This is a genomic window from Sinorhizobium chiapasense (assembly GCF_036488675.1).
GTDB lineage: Bacteria > Pseudomonadota > Alphaproteobacteria > Rhizobiales > Rhizobiaceae > Sinorhizobium > Sinorhizobium chiapasense.
Genome location: NZ_CP133148.1, coordinates 918,642 through 932,381, shown reverse-complemented (window position 1 = coordinate 932,381; position 13,740 = coordinate 918,642). Strand labels below are relative to the sequence as shown.

28 protein-coding genes are annotated in these 13,740 nt (G+C 61.5%); 1 reads left to right on the top strand and 27 read right to left on the bottom strand.

Translation table 11 applies throughout. The features are described from left to right. Positions 1 to 121: 121 nt before the first annotated feature. The 27 genes from RB548_RS04445 to RB548_RS04315 form a co-directional block, all read right to left on the bottom strand. Positions 122 to 397 carry a hypothetical protein gene (locus RB548_RS04445; RefSeq protein WP_331373829.1) on the bottom strand — a complete coding sequence of 92 codons (276 nt, stop codon included), beginning with the start codon at positions 395 to 397 and terminating at the stop codon, positions 122 to 124. Further along, positions 397 to 711, bottom strand: a complete 315-nt coding sequence (locus RB548_RS04440) for a hypothetical protein (protein ID WP_331373828.1) — start codon at positions 709 to 711, stop codon at positions 397 to 399. The genes RB548_RS04445 and RB548_RS04440 overlap by 1 nt, the downstream gene beginning before the upstream one ends. Beyond that, a complete protein-coding gene (locus tag RB548_RS04435) occupies positions 704 to 1,438 on the bottom strand; it encodes a hypothetical protein (RefSeq protein ID WP_331373827.1) in 735 nt (244 codons plus the stop codon). Before RB548_RS04435 ends, RB548_RS04440 begins: the two co-directional genes overlap by 8 nt. Further along, on the bottom strand, positions 1,435 to 2,910 hold the full coding sequence (locus tag RB548_RS04430) for a hypothetical protein (protein WP_331373826.1): 1,476 nt from the start codon (positions 2,908 to 2,910) through the stop codon (positions 1,435 to 1,437). The genes RB548_RS04435 and RB548_RS04430 overlap by 4 nt, the downstream gene beginning before the upstream one ends. Then, entirely contained in the window at positions 2,907 to 3,371 is a 465-nt protein-coding gene (locus RB548_RS04425; RefSeq protein ID WP_331373825.1) for a Lar family restriction alleviation protein, read from the bottom strand. Before RB548_RS04425 ends, RB548_RS04430 begins: the two co-directional genes overlap by 4 nt. Then, on the bottom strand, positions 3,368 to 3,619 hold the full coding sequence (locus RB548_RS04420) for a hypothetical protein (protein WP_331373824.1): 252 nt from the start codon (positions 3,617 to 3,619) through the stop codon (positions 3,368 to 3,370). Before RB548_RS04420 ends, RB548_RS04425 begins: the two co-directional genes overlap by 4 nt. Further along, positions 3,609 to 3,953 carry a hypothetical protein gene (locus RB548_RS04415; RefSeq protein WP_331373823.1) on the bottom strand — a complete coding sequence of 115 codons (345 nt, stop codon included), beginning with the start codon at positions 3,951 to 3,953 and terminating at the stop codon, positions 3,609 to 3,611. Before RB548_RS04415 ends, RB548_RS04420 begins: the two co-directional genes overlap by 11 nt. After that, positions 3,946 to 4,236, bottom strand: a complete 291-nt coding sequence (locus tag RB548_RS04410; protein WP_331373822.1) for a hypothetical protein — start codon at positions 4,234 to 4,236, stop codon at positions 3,946 to 3,948. The genes RB548_RS04415 and RB548_RS04410 overlap by 8 nt, the downstream gene beginning before the upstream one ends. Beyond that, entirely contained in the window at positions 4,233 to 4,679 is a 447-nt protein-coding gene (locus RB548_RS04405) for a hypothetical protein (RefSeq protein ID WP_331373821.1), read from the bottom strand. The genes RB548_RS04410 and RB548_RS04405 overlap by 4 nt, the downstream gene beginning before the upstream one ends. Next, positions 4,676 to 5,665 (bottom strand): DUF5131 family protein, encoded by a 990-nt coding sequence (locus RB548_RS04400; protein ID WP_331373820.1) that lies wholly within the window; start codon positions 5,663 to 5,665, stop codon positions 4,676 to 4,678. Before RB548_RS04400 ends, RB548_RS04405 begins: the two co-directional genes overlap by 4 nt. Further along, positions 5,658 to 6,272 carry an HD domain-containing protein gene (locus tag RB548_RS04395; protein WP_331373819.1) on the bottom strand — a complete coding sequence of 205 codons (615 nt, stop codon included), beginning with the start codon at positions 6,270 to 6,272 and terminating at the stop codon, positions 5,658 to 5,660. Before RB548_RS04395 ends, RB548_RS04400 begins: the two co-directional genes overlap by 8 nt. A gap of 173 nt (positions 6,273 to 6,445) precedes the next feature. Next, positions 6,446 to 6,706 (bottom strand): hypothetical protein, encoded by a 261-nt coding sequence (locus RB548_RS04390; protein ID WP_331373818.1) that lies wholly within the window; start codon positions 6,704 to 6,706, stop codon positions 6,446 to 6,448. Next, the gene (locus tag RB548_RS04385; protein ID WP_331373817.1) at positions 6,699 to 6,965 is read right to left on the bottom strand and encodes a hypothetical protein; all 267 of its coding nucleotides are present in this window, start codon (positions 6,963 to 6,965) and stop codon (positions 6,699 to 6,701) included. Before RB548_RS04385 ends, RB548_RS04390 begins: the two co-directional genes overlap by 8 nt. Further along, positions 6,962 to 7,339: a hypothetical protein gene (locus RB548_RS04380; RefSeq protein ID WP_331373816.1), complete on the bottom strand. Its 378-nt coding sequence runs from the start codon at positions 7,337 to 7,339 to the stop codon at positions 6,962 to 6,964. The genes RB548_RS04385 and RB548_RS04380 overlap by 4 nt, the downstream gene beginning before the upstream one ends. Then, positions 7,336 to 7,950 (bottom strand): hypothetical protein, encoded by a 615-nt coding sequence (locus RB548_RS04375; protein ID WP_331373815.1) that lies wholly within the window; start codon positions 7,948 to 7,950, stop codon positions 7,336 to 7,338. The genes RB548_RS04380 and RB548_RS04375 overlap by 4 nt, the downstream gene beginning before the upstream one ends. Then, entirely contained in the window at positions 7,947 to 8,375 is a 429-nt protein-coding gene (locus tag RB548_RS04370) for a hypothetical protein (RefSeq protein WP_331373814.1), read from the bottom strand. The genes RB548_RS04375 and RB548_RS04370 overlap by 4 nt, the downstream gene beginning before the upstream one ends. Beyond that, entirely contained in the window at positions 8,372 to 8,581 is a 210-nt protein-coding gene (locus tag RB548_RS04365) for a hypothetical protein (protein ID WP_331373813.1), read from the bottom strand. The genes RB548_RS04370 and RB548_RS04365 overlap by 4 nt, the downstream gene beginning before the upstream one ends. After that, positions 8,578 to 9,018: an ASCH domain-containing protein gene (locus RB548_RS04360; protein ID WP_331373812.1), complete on the bottom strand. Its 441-nt coding sequence runs from the start codon at positions 9,016 to 9,018 to the stop codon at positions 8,578 to 8,580. Before RB548_RS04360 ends, RB548_RS04365 begins: the two co-directional genes overlap by 4 nt. Further along, positions 9,015 to 9,413 (bottom strand): hypothetical protein, encoded by a 399-nt coding sequence (locus RB548_RS04355; RefSeq protein WP_331373811.1) that lies wholly within the window; start codon positions 9,411 to 9,413, stop codon positions 9,015 to 9,017. The genes RB548_RS04360 and RB548_RS04355 overlap by 4 nt, the downstream gene beginning before the upstream one ends. Next, positions 9,410 to 10,033, bottom strand: coding sequence for a J domain-containing protein (locus RB548_RS04350; RefSeq protein WP_331373810.1), 624 nt, complete (start codon positions 10,031 to 10,033; stop codon positions 9,410 to 9,412). The genes RB548_RS04355 and RB548_RS04350 overlap by 4 nt, the downstream gene beginning before the upstream one ends. Continuing rightward, positions 10,030 to 10,407, bottom strand: coding sequence for a hypothetical protein (locus RB548_RS04345; protein WP_331373809.1), 378 nt, complete (start codon positions 10,405 to 10,407; stop codon positions 10,030 to 10,032). Before RB548_RS04345 ends, RB548_RS04350 begins: the two co-directional genes overlap by 4 nt. A 59-nt stretch (positions 10,408 to 10,466) precedes the next feature. Next, on the bottom strand, positions 10,467 to 10,631 hold the full coding sequence (locus RB548_RS04340; protein ID WP_331373808.1) for a hypothetical protein: 165 nt from the start codon (positions 10,629 to 10,631) through the stop codon (positions 10,467 to 10,469). Beyond that, a complete protein-coding gene (locus tag RB548_RS04335; RefSeq protein WP_331373807.1) occupies positions 10,628 to 11,515 on the bottom strand; it encodes a TAXI family TRAP transporter solute-binding subunit in 888 nt (295 codons plus the stop codon). The genes RB548_RS04340 and RB548_RS04335 overlap by 4 nt, the downstream gene beginning before the upstream one ends. Positions 11,516 to 11,536: 21 nt before the next feature. After that, positions 11,537 to 11,950, bottom strand: a complete 414-nt coding sequence (locus RB548_RS04330) for a helix-turn-helix domain-containing protein (RefSeq protein WP_331373806.1) — start codon at positions 11,948 to 11,950, stop codon at positions 11,537 to 11,539. Further along, positions 11,940 to 12,188 (bottom strand): hypothetical protein, encoded by a 249-nt coding sequence (locus RB548_RS04325; protein ID WP_331373805.1) that lies wholly within the window; start codon positions 12,186 to 12,188, stop codon positions 11,940 to 11,942. Before RB548_RS04325 ends, RB548_RS04330 begins: the two co-directional genes overlap by 11 nt. Continuing rightward, complete coding sequence (locus RB548_RS04320; RefSeq protein WP_331373804.1) at positions 12,181 to 12,744, bottom strand: hypothetical protein; 564 nt, start codon at positions 12,742 to 12,744, stop codon at positions 12,181 to 12,183. Before RB548_RS04320 ends, RB548_RS04325 begins: the two co-directional genes overlap by 8 nt. Beyond that, on the bottom strand, positions 12,745 to 13,074 hold the full coding sequence (locus tag RB548_RS04315) for a hypothetical protein (protein ID WP_331373803.1): 330 nt from the start codon (positions 13,072 to 13,074) through the stop codon (positions 12,745 to 12,747). It abuts the gene before it with no gap. A gap of 300 nt (positions 13,075 to 13,374) precedes the next feature. Between RB548_RS04315 and RB548_RS04310 the strand changes: the two genes are divergently transcribed. Beyond that, positions 13,375 to 13,656 (top strand): hypothetical protein, encoded by a 282-nt coding sequence (locus RB548_RS04310; RefSeq protein ID WP_331373802.1) that lies wholly within the window; start codon positions 13,375 to 13,377, stop codon positions 13,654 to 13,656. The last annotated feature ends 84 nt before the right edge of the window (positions 13,657 to 13,740 follow it).

Here is a 13,740-nt window from a genome sequence, read left to right as displayed (position 1 = left end):
TGGCTCCCATGAGCGAGGCGGATCGCCATTGTAAGAACTGGGGTATCTGTCGTTGTGGATGCGCTCCCATCCCCCATCGCCTCCGCAGTTCGGGCATGGGATAATACGCTCATCGCTCACCTCACACCTCCGTGGCTTTCCGGAGGGCGGCGCGTGCGTCCATCATCTCGCGGGTTTCGAATTGCGGATGGCCGCACTTAGGCTCGTGCCAGAGTTTCCAGTAGCGATGGTTCACCGGATCGAACTCGATCTGAGCGCGGCAGTCGTCGCAGTACCAGGAATAGGAGCCGTGGTTGTACCAGCGAGCCGGGGCGCACTGGCACCGCGTGCGATTGCAGCTACCGTTTTCCTTGCCCTTGTCGGGCTTGTCCGGGCCTTTGTAGTCGCCGTAGGCCATCACTCGCCCTCCTTCGCGGAAAGGGCGGCGTCAGTGCCGCCAACGACCTTGAAGCGCTGCTTCCACTTCGTGAACGTAAAATAGGCGTACTGGTCATCGTACGGCTCTATTTCGAGGTCATAGCCACGCGCTGCAGCCATCCGGCGAAATACTTCCGTGTTGGCGACGTGCTTAGGAAACCCTTCCTTGCCGCCGATCAGCTGCTCGCCGTTCGTCATTTGTTGTGAGATCATCCCGGCCTCAAATCCGTGGACAAAGCTGTGGCTCTGATCCGGGAATGGCACGAGGCAGCGGAGTTCGTCGGTATCAGCCACGGTCGGTCTCCTTCGCGGAAAGGGCGGCGCGGGCGCAAGCATCAACGATGCGGGTCAGGTAGTCAGCCAGTTCGTTATTGTCAGGCATGCTGATACGGTCGGACCAGCCGTCAATGATGCCGTCGATCGCGACCTGACCGGCCTTTCGTATCGCGGCTTCCCGCATCCGCACCAACTCGCCGTCTGAAGGCGGGGAGGCGTAGAGGGGGATGATCTCACGGTCAGGACAAGCCAAGCGCCACCGCTCGATAATGTCCTTGTCGGTGGTCACGGCTGAAGAGCCTACCAACCGCCACGCGACCGGCTCTGGCGCGTCTCGTCTCTCTGGGCCGATAGTTTTCGAGAACCACAATTCGAATGCCACCTGATCCAGTTCTTGATCTTGCGGCAATCCGAGCAGGTCGGAGATGCGGTCAACGAGTGCGAGGCGATCATTTCGTTCCTTGATGATTTCCTCGGCCTCGAACAGCCGCTCTCGCAAATGCTCGATGTCTTCTTGCTCGTCTCGTCTCTCTGGTGGGGCTGACGGGGGAGTGGCGAGAGCGGCGCGCACGTCAGTCAAGCATGCCTCTACGCGCTGCCCGTGGTCTGCCCATGCGGCATCCGAAGATGTCTTTTCAGCCCCTTTCGCCGGCTTGCCGTCCCAAGTGTCCCATATGTCTTTTTCCGGTTCAGAGTCTATGGCGGAAAGGTAGGCAGCGACTGCCTGCTGTAGCTTCTCGGTCATAGAGTGTCCTCCACAGTGGTGGCACGGCGCATGTAATCGGCCAGTTGCTCCATCGTGATCAGCGCGTGGTCCGGGTATTCTTCTGGCGACGTGATGTCAGGCGTTTCGCATAGCTCCTGCCACGCCTGCGCTGGCGTAAGCAGGTCCAAAGGCTCTCCGTTGAGAGACAGTATCTGGTCGCGCACGTTGTCGGCGACGTAGTCCATGGCGATCAGTGAGTGCGCTTTGATAGCGGCTTCCGTCAGCGCTTCCCGACGAGCGTATTCCTTCGCCTTAGCGATCTCGTCGTGCAGCCGCTTGGTGGTGTAGCGGGGCTGATTGTCACCCTGCGCACGATCGAGGCACGACTTCGGAGAGACGGCGGGGCCGACCGGAGGCAATCTCCAATGCGTGTAGCCGTCACTGAAAATGGTTTGGTTGACCGAAGAGCAAACCCACCCTTCCGGCTCTGAATGCCATTCGCCGTCGCAATATTGTCCGTCTTCACCGCAGCAGTGTTGCGGCTTGCCCCAATACATGTCAGCCTGGCGGTCGAACTCCTCGTGCCAAAGGTCAACAATTGTGCCGTCTTTCGGAGCGCTATCGATCGGCATCCACGCGACCGGCTCCGGCGCGTCTGGGGCTGGCGTGGGCGTCGGCAACACGGAAATCATCGCGTGCCAGACGTTGTGAACGGTTGCTTCCTCGTTCTCGTTCGACCAATCGACGGAAAGAGCCGCTTTCACCATCTTTGGCGTAGCGTCGGAAGGGACTCCGACCCGCGCTGCTGGGGCTGAAGGAACGGCGGCGCGGATGGCGTCGTAAAGACGGTAGAGCTTGTGGTTGCTGCCGTCATTGCCGAGAAAATATTCAGGCAGCAAACATTGCCGCCAAAGCGTTTCTACCGGATGACGCCCTGTCACGGCTCGGCTCTCTGGTGGGGGTGGCTCGGCGCAGATTTCAGGGATGGGCATCCAACGTGTTGGCTTCCACGCAGTATTATTAGGGATCTTCAACCAATTCTTTGTCCGGCTGGATGGAGCGAAAAACCAGGTCCTCGCGATGGTTCCTTTGGCGTTGATGCCGATCACCTCAGTGCCGTCAGTTGGGGCGGTCTCGATCGGCCGCCACCCCTCCACCACGCTTACCGGCTCTGGTTTTGAATACGAGACCGGATAGATCGGCTCGACCTTGGCAAACAGCGGAATAGAGAAATACTCTTCATTGTTTTCGATCGGATCGGCTTCGACATCCCATGTGTCCTCTGTTAGGGCGCGATGGCCGTTGAGATGGCCATAGGGACCGAACAGTTTCACCCCCCCGTCGCGGCGGTTCCAGGCGGCGGCAGCTTCGGAGAGCGTAGAACGCGCGATCGTGGCGCAGCCGTTCTCGCTGCATATAATGAGAGCCGCGAGGTGCGCTGAAGGGATCTCTTTCGTGGGGTGCGGTGGGCGTCCGCAGAAGGGGCACGGCTTCAATTCGAGTTCGTTCATTGCTGGGTTCCTTTCTGCTGGCGAAGGACGGCGGGCGACAGGATCGAGCCATTGATGGCGCGATAGGTCAGAGAGCCATTTTCCGGGTTGAGCGTGCCGTCGAGGAAAAGGCCGGTGCCCTCCCTCATAAAGCGGTCGATGTGCTCGGGGTTCGCGGCGAGAACCGAAACGATCTGGCCGGCGAGTTCCATTGCGGGCTCGTTCGCCTGGAAGCCAACGGCGCTCGCTATCTGGGCGATCTTCTCAACTACCAAGCGCTCGCCGGTGCCGCTGCGGCGGTTCCACCGCTCGGCGGCAGCCTCTTTCGTTCGGCTGGGCCGCTGCTCAATGGCGCATGTGCCACCGAGGTTTTCGGTGTTGCGGCAGACGACGCCCCACCACTCGTTGCTGCGCGCGCGCATCGGCTGCTCAAGCGTGACCTTACCACCGCAGAATGGGCAAGGCAGGAGTTCGTCGGTCATTTGGATACCTCGTTGGTGTCGGCCGGTTTCTTCGCGAACGTCTGTTCGAGCATCGCGAGCGATGAGAGAAACGGGTATGACGCCCATTCTCGCAGGGTCATTTCCATGGGGTCCTTTCCGGTGTTGGGAGAGGCAAAAGTATGCATCCTGCCGTCGACCATGAGCATGAGCGTGATGACATGCACATCCGGCTGTGTGGCGAGATCGAAGCCAACGTAGACCGGGCTGGATGGAGCGCTATCGGTCAATTCCAATCTCCTTCATGAACGACTCGAGTCCGGCTGGGGATTCGCCGGCGGTGAAGAAATGCAGGATGGAAGCATCGAGCGCGGATTCGGCGATCGTCATGCGCCGATCGATCCGGCGCCATTGCTCGAGGCGCACGTCGACGGTGAACTTCGGCTTGCGGACGAGGCGGTCGAAGATGCGCCGCCGCGTCTTGATCGCGTTCCAACGATCCTTGATGCGCGACGGCAGCTTGTTCCAGCAGCCGCGGCAGATGATGTACCTCGAGTCAGGAAACTTCTCGCGCGGTGCCGTGCGCCGGCATGACGGATTGATGCAGGAAATTCGGTCAGTCATGCCGATCGGTCTCGTAATAACCGGCGACGAACGGCAGACTGACATAGCCAGAAGCGAAATGCCGGCGGACCACGTGTCGGGCCACGGCCGGTGCCGGATCGACCGGCGCCGGTTCTGCCCGGGTAAGCTTGAGGCGTCTCACGCAGTTGCCAACCGCCTGAGCGGTGCATGCGAACCGGGTTGCAATCTGGGAGTTGCTTAGTCCGGCATTGAAGAGCTCAATGATCTGAGCATCCGAAGGGAGCTTCCGTTTGCGCCCGATCTTTTCTTCCCCGAACTTCATTCTGCGCCTCCCATGAAATGGATCAGCGCCCAGCCGGCCGGGGTGAGCCACATATAGCCGTTGCCGGCGACGTGCACGAAGCCCATGCCGCGAACCGTCCGTTTCTGCGTCTCGTCGGGCCTCTCGTCGAAGATGCGCTTCTGCGCGGTCGCCGCCGCCCAGCCATCAGAACGACGGGCACGCCATGCGACATCCTTTGATTTCGGGCCACGAGTTTCGCCAGCGCGGAGCAGGTACGCATGCTCGGCAGCCAGCGCGTTGAGGAGCTCGATTTCAGGTACGGTCAGGCGGTGGGAGTGTCGCGCCTCCTCCTTGGCGCCGATCGCCGCCAGGGTGTTGGCTTCCATCGTCTTGACGCCCAGCTTGACGCCGAGGTCCTTCCCGGTGACGCCCTTGCGGGCGAGTGACGCGGCTTTCTGCGCCAATGCGAAATCAATGTTCATCTCAATGCCTCTGGAAATTCGAGAAACTCGCGACTGTCGAGGAGACGGCCGGCATCTGCTTTGCCGACGCGGTACATGGTCATGATGTCGAGATGCATCACGGCGAAAGGGCTGGGATCGGCGGGGAGCTCGATCGTCTCCACCTTGCGAAAGCACTGCATGTCGTCGCGATCCACGGCACTTGCCGGCAGCCACTCGCCCCACTGCTTGAACAGGAAGGCGGTGCCGGTATCGCGGCATTGGCGCCGCAGATTGCTCGCCCACGCCGGATGCAGCGGACGCGCCTTCTTGCCGCTCTCGCCGCCCACAATAACCCAATCCAGACCGGGGAGCGGTTCGGGGATAGCCGGCGGCCGGTGCGCACGACATGGGTTGACCGAATAAACACCCGTCAGTGCGTCGAAGTAGAGATCGCGACTAACACGCAGCCGGCGCGGGTTGATCGGTCCAAGCATCGGCTCGATGCTGACGCCGGTCCAAGGGATACCGAGGCGCTTCTTGAGCTTTGCCAGCCGCTCGGCATCCCGCTCCGCCTCAATCTGGTCCGTCATGGTGAACTTGAGGCCGATGTGCTTGGGCCAGCCACCGTCGAGCCAGTGTGCCGGCACCATCTTCGCCACGTTCGATCCTCGCTTGGTCAGGAGGATGATGGCGAGATGATCGGCGGCTTCCGCCTCGGCGAACAGTTCGGCGCGCCAGGCGTCATCCACCTCGTTGTCGAACGTGTCGGACATCGACTGCATGAAGACGCGCAGCGTCCGGCCATGGACCGCCCTGAAATTGGCGGCGCTGCGCTGCAACCTCCGGATCAGGGCAACAGCGCCCTTGATCTTGCGCCGCTCCGCGCCGAGGCCCCAGACACCGTTGCCGCGGAAGCGGTTCCAGTCCTCGGCGTAGCAGTTGTCGCACCCGGGCGAGACCTTGGTGCAGCCCCACCAGAAATTCACGGTGGCGTCGCACCACTCGATTGCGCTTCGCTCAGCCATGGGAGGCCTCGCCGCCCTGCAGTTCGTTCCAGCGGTGCAGGAAGGCATGCGCGGCGACCGACGGCTCCCACGGTATGATCTCGAAATCATAGGGCAGCGCGCAGTCTTCGACGGTCCAGCGTTCACCCTTCCATGGCAGCAGGTCTCGCCTTTCCGTCGCCAGCATACGGACATCGGCGCGCTTGATCGCAACAGGGTCGATGATTTCGACGCCGAGCCGCTTGAGGATGGCCGCCTCGCAGCGCTTCTCGATCGCCTTGAACTCCGGGTTCAGGGATTTGAGCGGTGCCGTCATGTCACCGCAAACCGCCTCGCCGACCTCGTGGCAGAGGGCAGAGAGGGCGAGCGCCGGCTCAACAGCATGGCTCATGAGAACGCAGTGCTGCGCAACCGAGTAGAAGGCCCTTCGGCCAAAGATGCGGCTGTAGCACTGGCCGGCGCAACGGCCCTCATAGGCAAGCCCATAGGCAACGTCTTCGATGGTGATCTCGCTGTTCTCGGGATCGAGGAAGTCGAAATAGGTGCCCGAACCGAGCAAGATAGTGGGGCCGATGGCGCGGCGGATCGTGCTTTCCCGCATGCGCTCAATGGCGACGGCGTCAGACATGGCAGTCTCCTGTTGTTGGGAGCGCCGACGTATCCATGCGTCGCATTCGTCGAGCGCCATTTTCGAGGTTTCGAGACGTGCGCTCCAAGCCGGTGCCTGGCGCACCAACTTGTGAAGCCGGCGACGTTCGTCGCGCAGCTCGTCGAGCGTCATGTCGCAAAGGGGGATTGGCATCAGGCGGCCGCCGCAGCGCGGATGAATTTCCCCATCTTCTCCGGGCCGCAATGATCGATCTGCCGCACGGCATCCTCGAACGGGATAATCCACGCGTCAGGCTTCCCGGCCCAGGTGTAGCCATGTCCGCCTGTCCGCCAGACGCCGTTCTCGGTCTGGATGTGGACCATGACGCCGGCCCATGACTTGGCGCGCTGGCTGTTCGGGTAGCGGCGGAGGTACTTCTGAGTGACGAAGTCGGGTCCAAAAAGTCTAGACATTGGCGCTGATCTCCAATTGGTACAGAGCTTGGAACGGCATCTCGTTTCCGGAGGTGAACTCATTGTCTCCGTACTCATCGAAATGATTGTCGGCGTCTTTCCGGCAGGCTTCGTGCCATGCAAAGTTCTGGAAGTGGCCGTCGTAGGTGGAGTTTTCCCGGACGTACTGAGAGCCGATCAGGATGCGGTGGCAGCACCAGATGCATCGATGCTCTTTCCGGGCTCTGGTCGCCGATCGGCTGAGAAGGCTGTAGCTCATGCGGCGACACTCCTCTGTTCGACGAGCGTTTCGACCCACTTGGAAAAGCCAGCCAAGATCGGCTGGACGTTCGTTTCATCTGACCAGCCGGCAAAACCGATTAAACCATTTCCGTTGAACGACACGGCCTCGCGGTTCTTGAAATAGTAGGAGCGGCACTGGAGTCCGGCCCACCAGCCGTCGGCGCCGATGTTGGCGTCAATCTTCGAATGCATGCGGTACGTTCCGGCGGTCCGGTTGGAGGGACTGAAAAGTCCGCTCGCCTTCATCTCGGCGCCGATAAGGTCGCGGAGGTCCTGCAGTCGACCGAGCGTCAGAACTGCATAGGTGAGGCCGGAGGAGGCCCAGAGGGCGCGTGCTTCGTCTCTGGTCATACCGCACCGCCCTTCTTGTCCTGCTCGCGGTACAGGCGCAGAAGCTCCTCGCTTGCTTCCGGACTGATGCGATCGAGCATGCGCAGCGCCCAGTTCAGGCCGTCGGCGAAACCGGCGGCGCGGCCCTTGTGGTGCTCGTCGATCCAGCGCTGAGTGCGCTTGCGCTCGTAGTCTTCGACAACGGTCGTGACGGTGACAGCGAATGCGCCGCGCGAACGCGGCTCTGCGGCGTGATAGGAGACGACGCCAGGCTCTCCGCTGACCGGAACGGTGCGCCACCATTCATGCCGGCAGTCATCCGGCTTGACATGGCGACGGTCATAATAGGCATCGGCTCCGGTGTACTCGTTGCAGGCCTCGGCGAACTTGTGCCGGTCGTGGTGACCGCGGGCGAAGAAGCCCATGACATCGCCGCTGTCGAGCTCGCGCGACTCCTCGATCTCGATGCCGTGCCTCCGGGCTCCCTTCCAGGTGAAAGATGCGTCCACAAGGAACTGAGAAAGCTCACCGCGCGTGATCAGGCACATGTTCGGGTACTCTTCCGGGCTTGTGCGATCGTCTTTGTCCAAGAGCTCCTGCCAGGAGAGGTCAAGAAGCGTGTCGATGATCATGCTGCGACCCTCCGCACCATGGCCTCGCGCACGAAATCCACGAACCGCAATTCGGAATAGCTGTCGCTGACATCGAGGTACGTGCTGTATTTCGCGTTGCCGAGGGACTTCGCAGCGATGACGACGGTGTGGCCGCCCCATGTGACGCTGTACGGCTGCCAAGGATCGCCGATGGCCTTGAGGTGATCTTTCAGTGCCCACTTGCCGATGTCAGTCACGGCGAAGAATGCCATGTCGTCGCGCTGCCCGACCTTTTCCCAATTCGGGGATGCGGCGAACTGTTGGGCGTCTTTGCCGTCAGCACCTGTCGCGAAATGGTTGCGATAGGTCTCGCCGAGCGGATCGACCGGGCGGCCGAGCGCATGGTCGATGTGGTCGAACGCCTTATCCTTGAGGTAGCGGTTTACACGAGGATTGTTGCTCACCTGCTGTGCATCCTTGCCTTAATGATGTTGAAAATTGCCGCCTGCCGATCGGCAGTGGCACGGAGATAGAAGCTGTAGGGATCGTCGCGGAATGCGATCCACTGCGCGTCCGTCGGCACGAATCCGGCCTGATCGAGATCGTCCCGATCAATGCTGCGGAGGATCGCGAGCGCGTTGCGGAGAAGGCCGACGGAGCGTGTGTTCAAGCCGCCACCTGGTCGATGTTCTTGCGCCAGTCGAAAAAGCCGAGATGGCCGCGCACGGGGATGAGTTCGACCGGGCGGGCGTTGCGGATGATGAAGCCATAGCCGCAAGTCCCGTCTGTCCGCCTGCCACCAACGAACCATTCGCTATCGGTGGCATCGACGCATCCGATGATCTCGGCGACGCCGACGATGCCTCCGCGCGGGTAGCTGAAACCTTCCGGAGCGAACCGGACGCGACGGCCAGAAACCGGGTGATAAGCCCGGTCAAGCGAGATGGCCGGCGTCTCGTCCAGCTTCTTGCCGGCATGGATGGCGACCAGGCCCCGATATTGGGTGGGCCAGTCTCTGTTCTCGATATCCTTGTGACCGTTGACAATCAGCCAAGCCCACGGCTGCATGATAGAAAGAGCTTTGCGGGGAAGGTCGGGGTAGATCATGCCGCCCTCGCCGTGCTGTCGGTCGGCGATGCGCCGGCGGCAATGTATTCGTCGTACCATTGGCGGCACTGTTCTGGCGTGGCGGGGTCGCCATTGCCATCGACGAACGCCTCCGGCTCGTCGAGCAGCGCCTGGACGGTGGGGGCGCAATCCTCGCAGAGCATCGAGTTGCCGCCGAGGCGCGGCTCGCCGTCAAAGATCGGCGCCTCGCAGCAGTCGCATCGCAGATGCTCGTGCGCGTCGAGCTGGTGGTTGACGAGCTGCAGCGCATCGAGGGCGGCGTGCCAGCGCTTCTCGGTTGGTTCGAGCAGCTTCATGCGTTCGGCGTCGATCAGATCGACGAGTTTGCTGGCCTCGTGCCAGCGCTGCTTCAGGACTTCGGTAATGCTTGTCATTGTGCCTCTCTCAGCGCCTCCTCACGGGCGCGGTTCAGTTCGACCATGGCGGCGTGGTTGCCGCCGGGCATGTCGGGGTGGAGTTTGGATGCGCGCGTACGGAACGCGGCCTCGATCTCATCGATGCTGGCATTCGGCGAAACGCGGAGCACGTCGGACCAATGGCGCTTTGCCGCCGGTGCCGGCAGCGCTTCGAAGCCGGCAAACATCTCGGCCATGTTGGCAACGCCGTAGCGCTCAATGGCCCGGGTTGCCTCGATGTGCTTCGCGATGGCGGCGATGTTGTCCGCGACGCGGTCATAGCGGTCGCACGGGAGGCAGTGCGGTTTGTCTCCGAGGTGGAAATAGAGGGCGACGCCACGGTCCGCCGGCTCCGCCTGGCCCGAACGCGGCAGGCCATCGAGCCGCAGTTCAAGATTGGACGAGAGGACGTACTGTTTCGCCCCCAGCAGATCGAGCTCACGCTGCAGGCGGCTGATGGCGTCGGCGACAGAGAGTGATTGCGCCTCGGTGTAGGACTTGCCCGGCTTCATCACCTTCTTGTTGAAGGCCGCCCGGATCGGCGTCTTGGTCCGCGGCCGGGCCGCGGGCCAATGCAAGGGGTGATTGGTGACGCTCATTCCTCGCTCTCCGGATCACTCAACCCGTCGAGCAGGACCACGCCGAGCGCCTTGCGGCACGGTTCGCCGAACATGTTGCGTCCAGGCATGACCACTACGGCGCTGTCGTCACCGTCGTAGTGCTCCAGCGCGTATGCAGCGGCAATCAATCGATCGTCGGGAACGACGTGGAATGTGCGCTTGCCGCCGTCGCTCGGTGCCTCGCCGTCCGCTTGCCTCACTCGATCCGTCGCCGTGATCATGTCGCGTAGAGAAATCTCGGTCAGCGCATCGACCTTATCGGCGATCCCCATCGCGAAAAACGCTCGCTGATTGATCGCTCTGACGATCGCAAGGGCGCGATCGAGGGGCATTGGTTCTGGTGTAGATTTCACGGGTCTCTCCTTCATCCGTTCGGGAACCCGCCCCAAGCAGGGGCGGAAACCGGAGCGGATCAGCGGCCGAGGCGCTTGCCGATCTTGTGAGCGGCGATGATCATCGCCATGAGCGCTGCGCCGATCGCGATGTTGATCAGGGTGCCCGTGATCTTGAACGCGATGGGGCCAGCGACGGCGAGGACAAGCCCGCCGCCGATTGCGAGTTTTGCCCGCCGGCTCACTTGCCGTACTCCGCCTTGATGCCAGCCGCGGCGCGCGCTGCGGTCTGAACAAAGGCAGGAAGGGTTTTCGCGTCGATGCGATCGGTGTTCACGAAGACGGCGGCGTTCCAGGTGATGGTGCTGCTCGACGTGAACCAGCCCGACTGCAGCGCCTTGGGATAGGTGCCGGCCGGAATGTCCTGATACTGGTAGAGCGCATCGCCCTTGATGTCGGTCGCATCGTTGAAGTCGCGATCATTGGCGCCGGCGAGGATGACGGTGTCGCCATAGGTCTGATCGGCCTCCATCACGGTGCCGTTCTTGAGGCCCGCCGGCACAAGCATGCAGGTGGTCTCACCGCTCGACACGGCGGACAAAGCGAGGATGCCGCCCTCGTTGCGGACCGGCACTTTGCCGTAGTCCTCGTCCTCGGCGATGATGTTCTGCCAGATCAACCAAGCGCCGCTGCCTGGCTCGCCGATGGCGATCGAGTATTTGCCCGGGTCGGATTCGAGGTCGGACAGATCGTCCACGCCGCTCTTCGCGCCGCAAAGCGTGTGCAGGTATTCCCGGTGAAGTGATGCGACCTGGCGGAGCTTCTTCACCTTGGCTGGTGAGGACCGCGCCACGTAAACCGGCCCGTCGGGCTGCCCGATCATCGCGTCGCAAGCGTTGGGATCGGTCGCGGGCAGATCGAGAAGCCGCTCAAGGTTGTCGATCGTGCCCTCGGTCGCGACATTGACCACCTCGAGCGAACGACCTGCCATCTTGGCGATGGCATCGCCGGCGGCGAAGTAGACGCCGTTCTCGGCGCCGGTGCAGAGCCGGACCGCTTGGCCGGCGGATGCGGGAGTGGTGAGAAGCACGGCAGCGAGCGCTGCCGATGTAATGAAAATGGCTCTCATGGGGTTTTCCGTTGCTTGGGGTTAAGCCGCGACTGCCGCAGAGGCGATTGCCTTCACGAGGCTGACGATCCGTTGGCGAGTGGTGGCGTCTTCGATGCGGGCAAAGGCGCGGTTGAGCGCAATGCCCTCGGCACTGGCGACAAACGACATGACGTCGTTCGCCTCGCCCCCGCTGGTGTCTGCTACGCCTTCTGCGTTGTCGAAGAAGTGCGACGGGGGAACCTTGAGCGCTTCGCTGATGGCTTGAAGCCTGCTGGCGCCGACGCGGTTCGTGCCTTTTTCGTACTTTTGGACCTGTTGGAAGGTGATGCCGAGATGCGCCGCGAGCGTCTCCTGGCTGATGCCGAGGATGTTGCGGCGGAACCGGATACGAGCGCCGACCTGCACATCGACCGGATTCGGCTTCTTCGGTGCGGGGTTGGTTCTAGCAAGCATGGTACTCTCCTTCTTGGTTGTGCCCGGATTGGGCTTCTCGGAACTTGATGAGTGCGGCGACGGCCGCGTCGCAGCGATCGATGTCGGCGATGATGTCGCGGACCATCTTTTCTGAGCGGCGCTCTTCGATGAGGCGATGCAGGGTGCCGATGCCGCAGCCGAGGAAGTAGATGGCGAGGCAAATGGCGAACGTGCCTTGAATGATGAGCGACGGGGGAAGTTGGGTAGGGTCAAACAACGGGCACCCCCTCGCGCTGCTTCTTGCGAATGCCGCGCTTGTCGATTTCCTGGACAGTATGAAAGACCGGACCGCGCGTGTGCTGGATGTGGAAGCGGTACCAGGCGTAATTGGCCTTGCTGTCATCGGTAGTCTCGATGAACCAACGGACGCGGCCGACGGGGACCACGTCGCTGCAATGGCGCATGAAGTCTTGGGTGCGCAGGTTGTATTTGAAGTCCGCTTCGAGCAGCAGCCACGTAGGCGCGATCCTCATGAAGCGATCAACCAGCGCCGCCAGCACGTCCCACGTGTAGGGCGGATTCGTGATGATCGCATCGACGATGGTGCTTTCCAGAACCGGATCGGTGCGAGCGTCGGTGCCGGTCTGGATGTCGCCGCTATGGATGCACAGGGGGCCAAAGCTCTCGACCCACCTGATAAGACGGCCATCCGCGCAGCAAGGCTCCGAAAACGTCCTGATGCCGCTCAGGAATGGTTTCAGCGGCAGTGCCGCCTCATACGGCGTCAGGTATTCATCTTCCTTGCGGCGCGGGAAATTCGAATGCTTTCCCATCTACGCGGCCTCGCGCTCCGGTGCCGAGTAGACCGCCATCATCACTGAAACGCGGTTTTCAAGGAGCATGTCGTCGATGACGCTGCGCATCGTCTCGATCGAAGCCGACGGATATGACCAGTCGAGCGCGCCGGCCTGCCACAAGGCGACGATCGCGGCGCGGTCGCCCATCTCGGCATCATGGTAAAGCGCTGCAGGCAGATCCTCGTCATCATCGACGAGCGTCCTGTGGCTCTCGTCGGTCAGACTGCCGCCGCAGGACGAGCAGCAATCGGGGTAAAACGTGAGGCGCTCGGTGGCGCCACAAGAGATGCAAGTCCAGAGGGCCATCGTTGCCCCCTATCGGTTCATCGCGGCGTGGCAGGCGTCAAAGCTGTGAGCCCGCTGGCAAACCTGCATTGCGCTACTTGAACCAGCGCGAAGCGCCAGCACACTAATAGTAGCGATTACGAATAGAAGCGCGCAGCACCTCATAACGTCTCCCCCGAGATTGAATTCAGCTAAGAAATGAAACCAACTCGGGAAAACTTAGTGTCTGGCTGAAATTCAGTCAACGCATAAATTTCGCTTTGACTGAAATTTCGTTTCACGTACAGTCAAGCGGATTGAAGGCGAAGCCGAAGGTCGGTCATGCCAAGATTCGTTGAGGATCGAGACACGTGGATCAGGGAGGTGGTGCAGTCGCCAGACTTGCCTCACCTCGCCACACGCGTCGGGATTTACTTGGCGATGCAGATGACAGAGACGCACAGGCGCGACGCGATGGCGTCAATAGAAGAGATTGCCGCCGCCGTTCATGCCAGTCAAAGAGGCGTGATCTCTGCCCTCGGGCAGTTGGAAGGCCAGGGTTACTTGGGCATTGAACGTAAACGTCACAAAGGCAACCGCTACTGGCTCCTTAGCCAAGGCTGATATACACAGGTTAACTGCAATAGATGCAGTTAAATAACTGCAATAATAACACTTATTGCCTTCAAAAGAGAAAGTTGAAGCCAC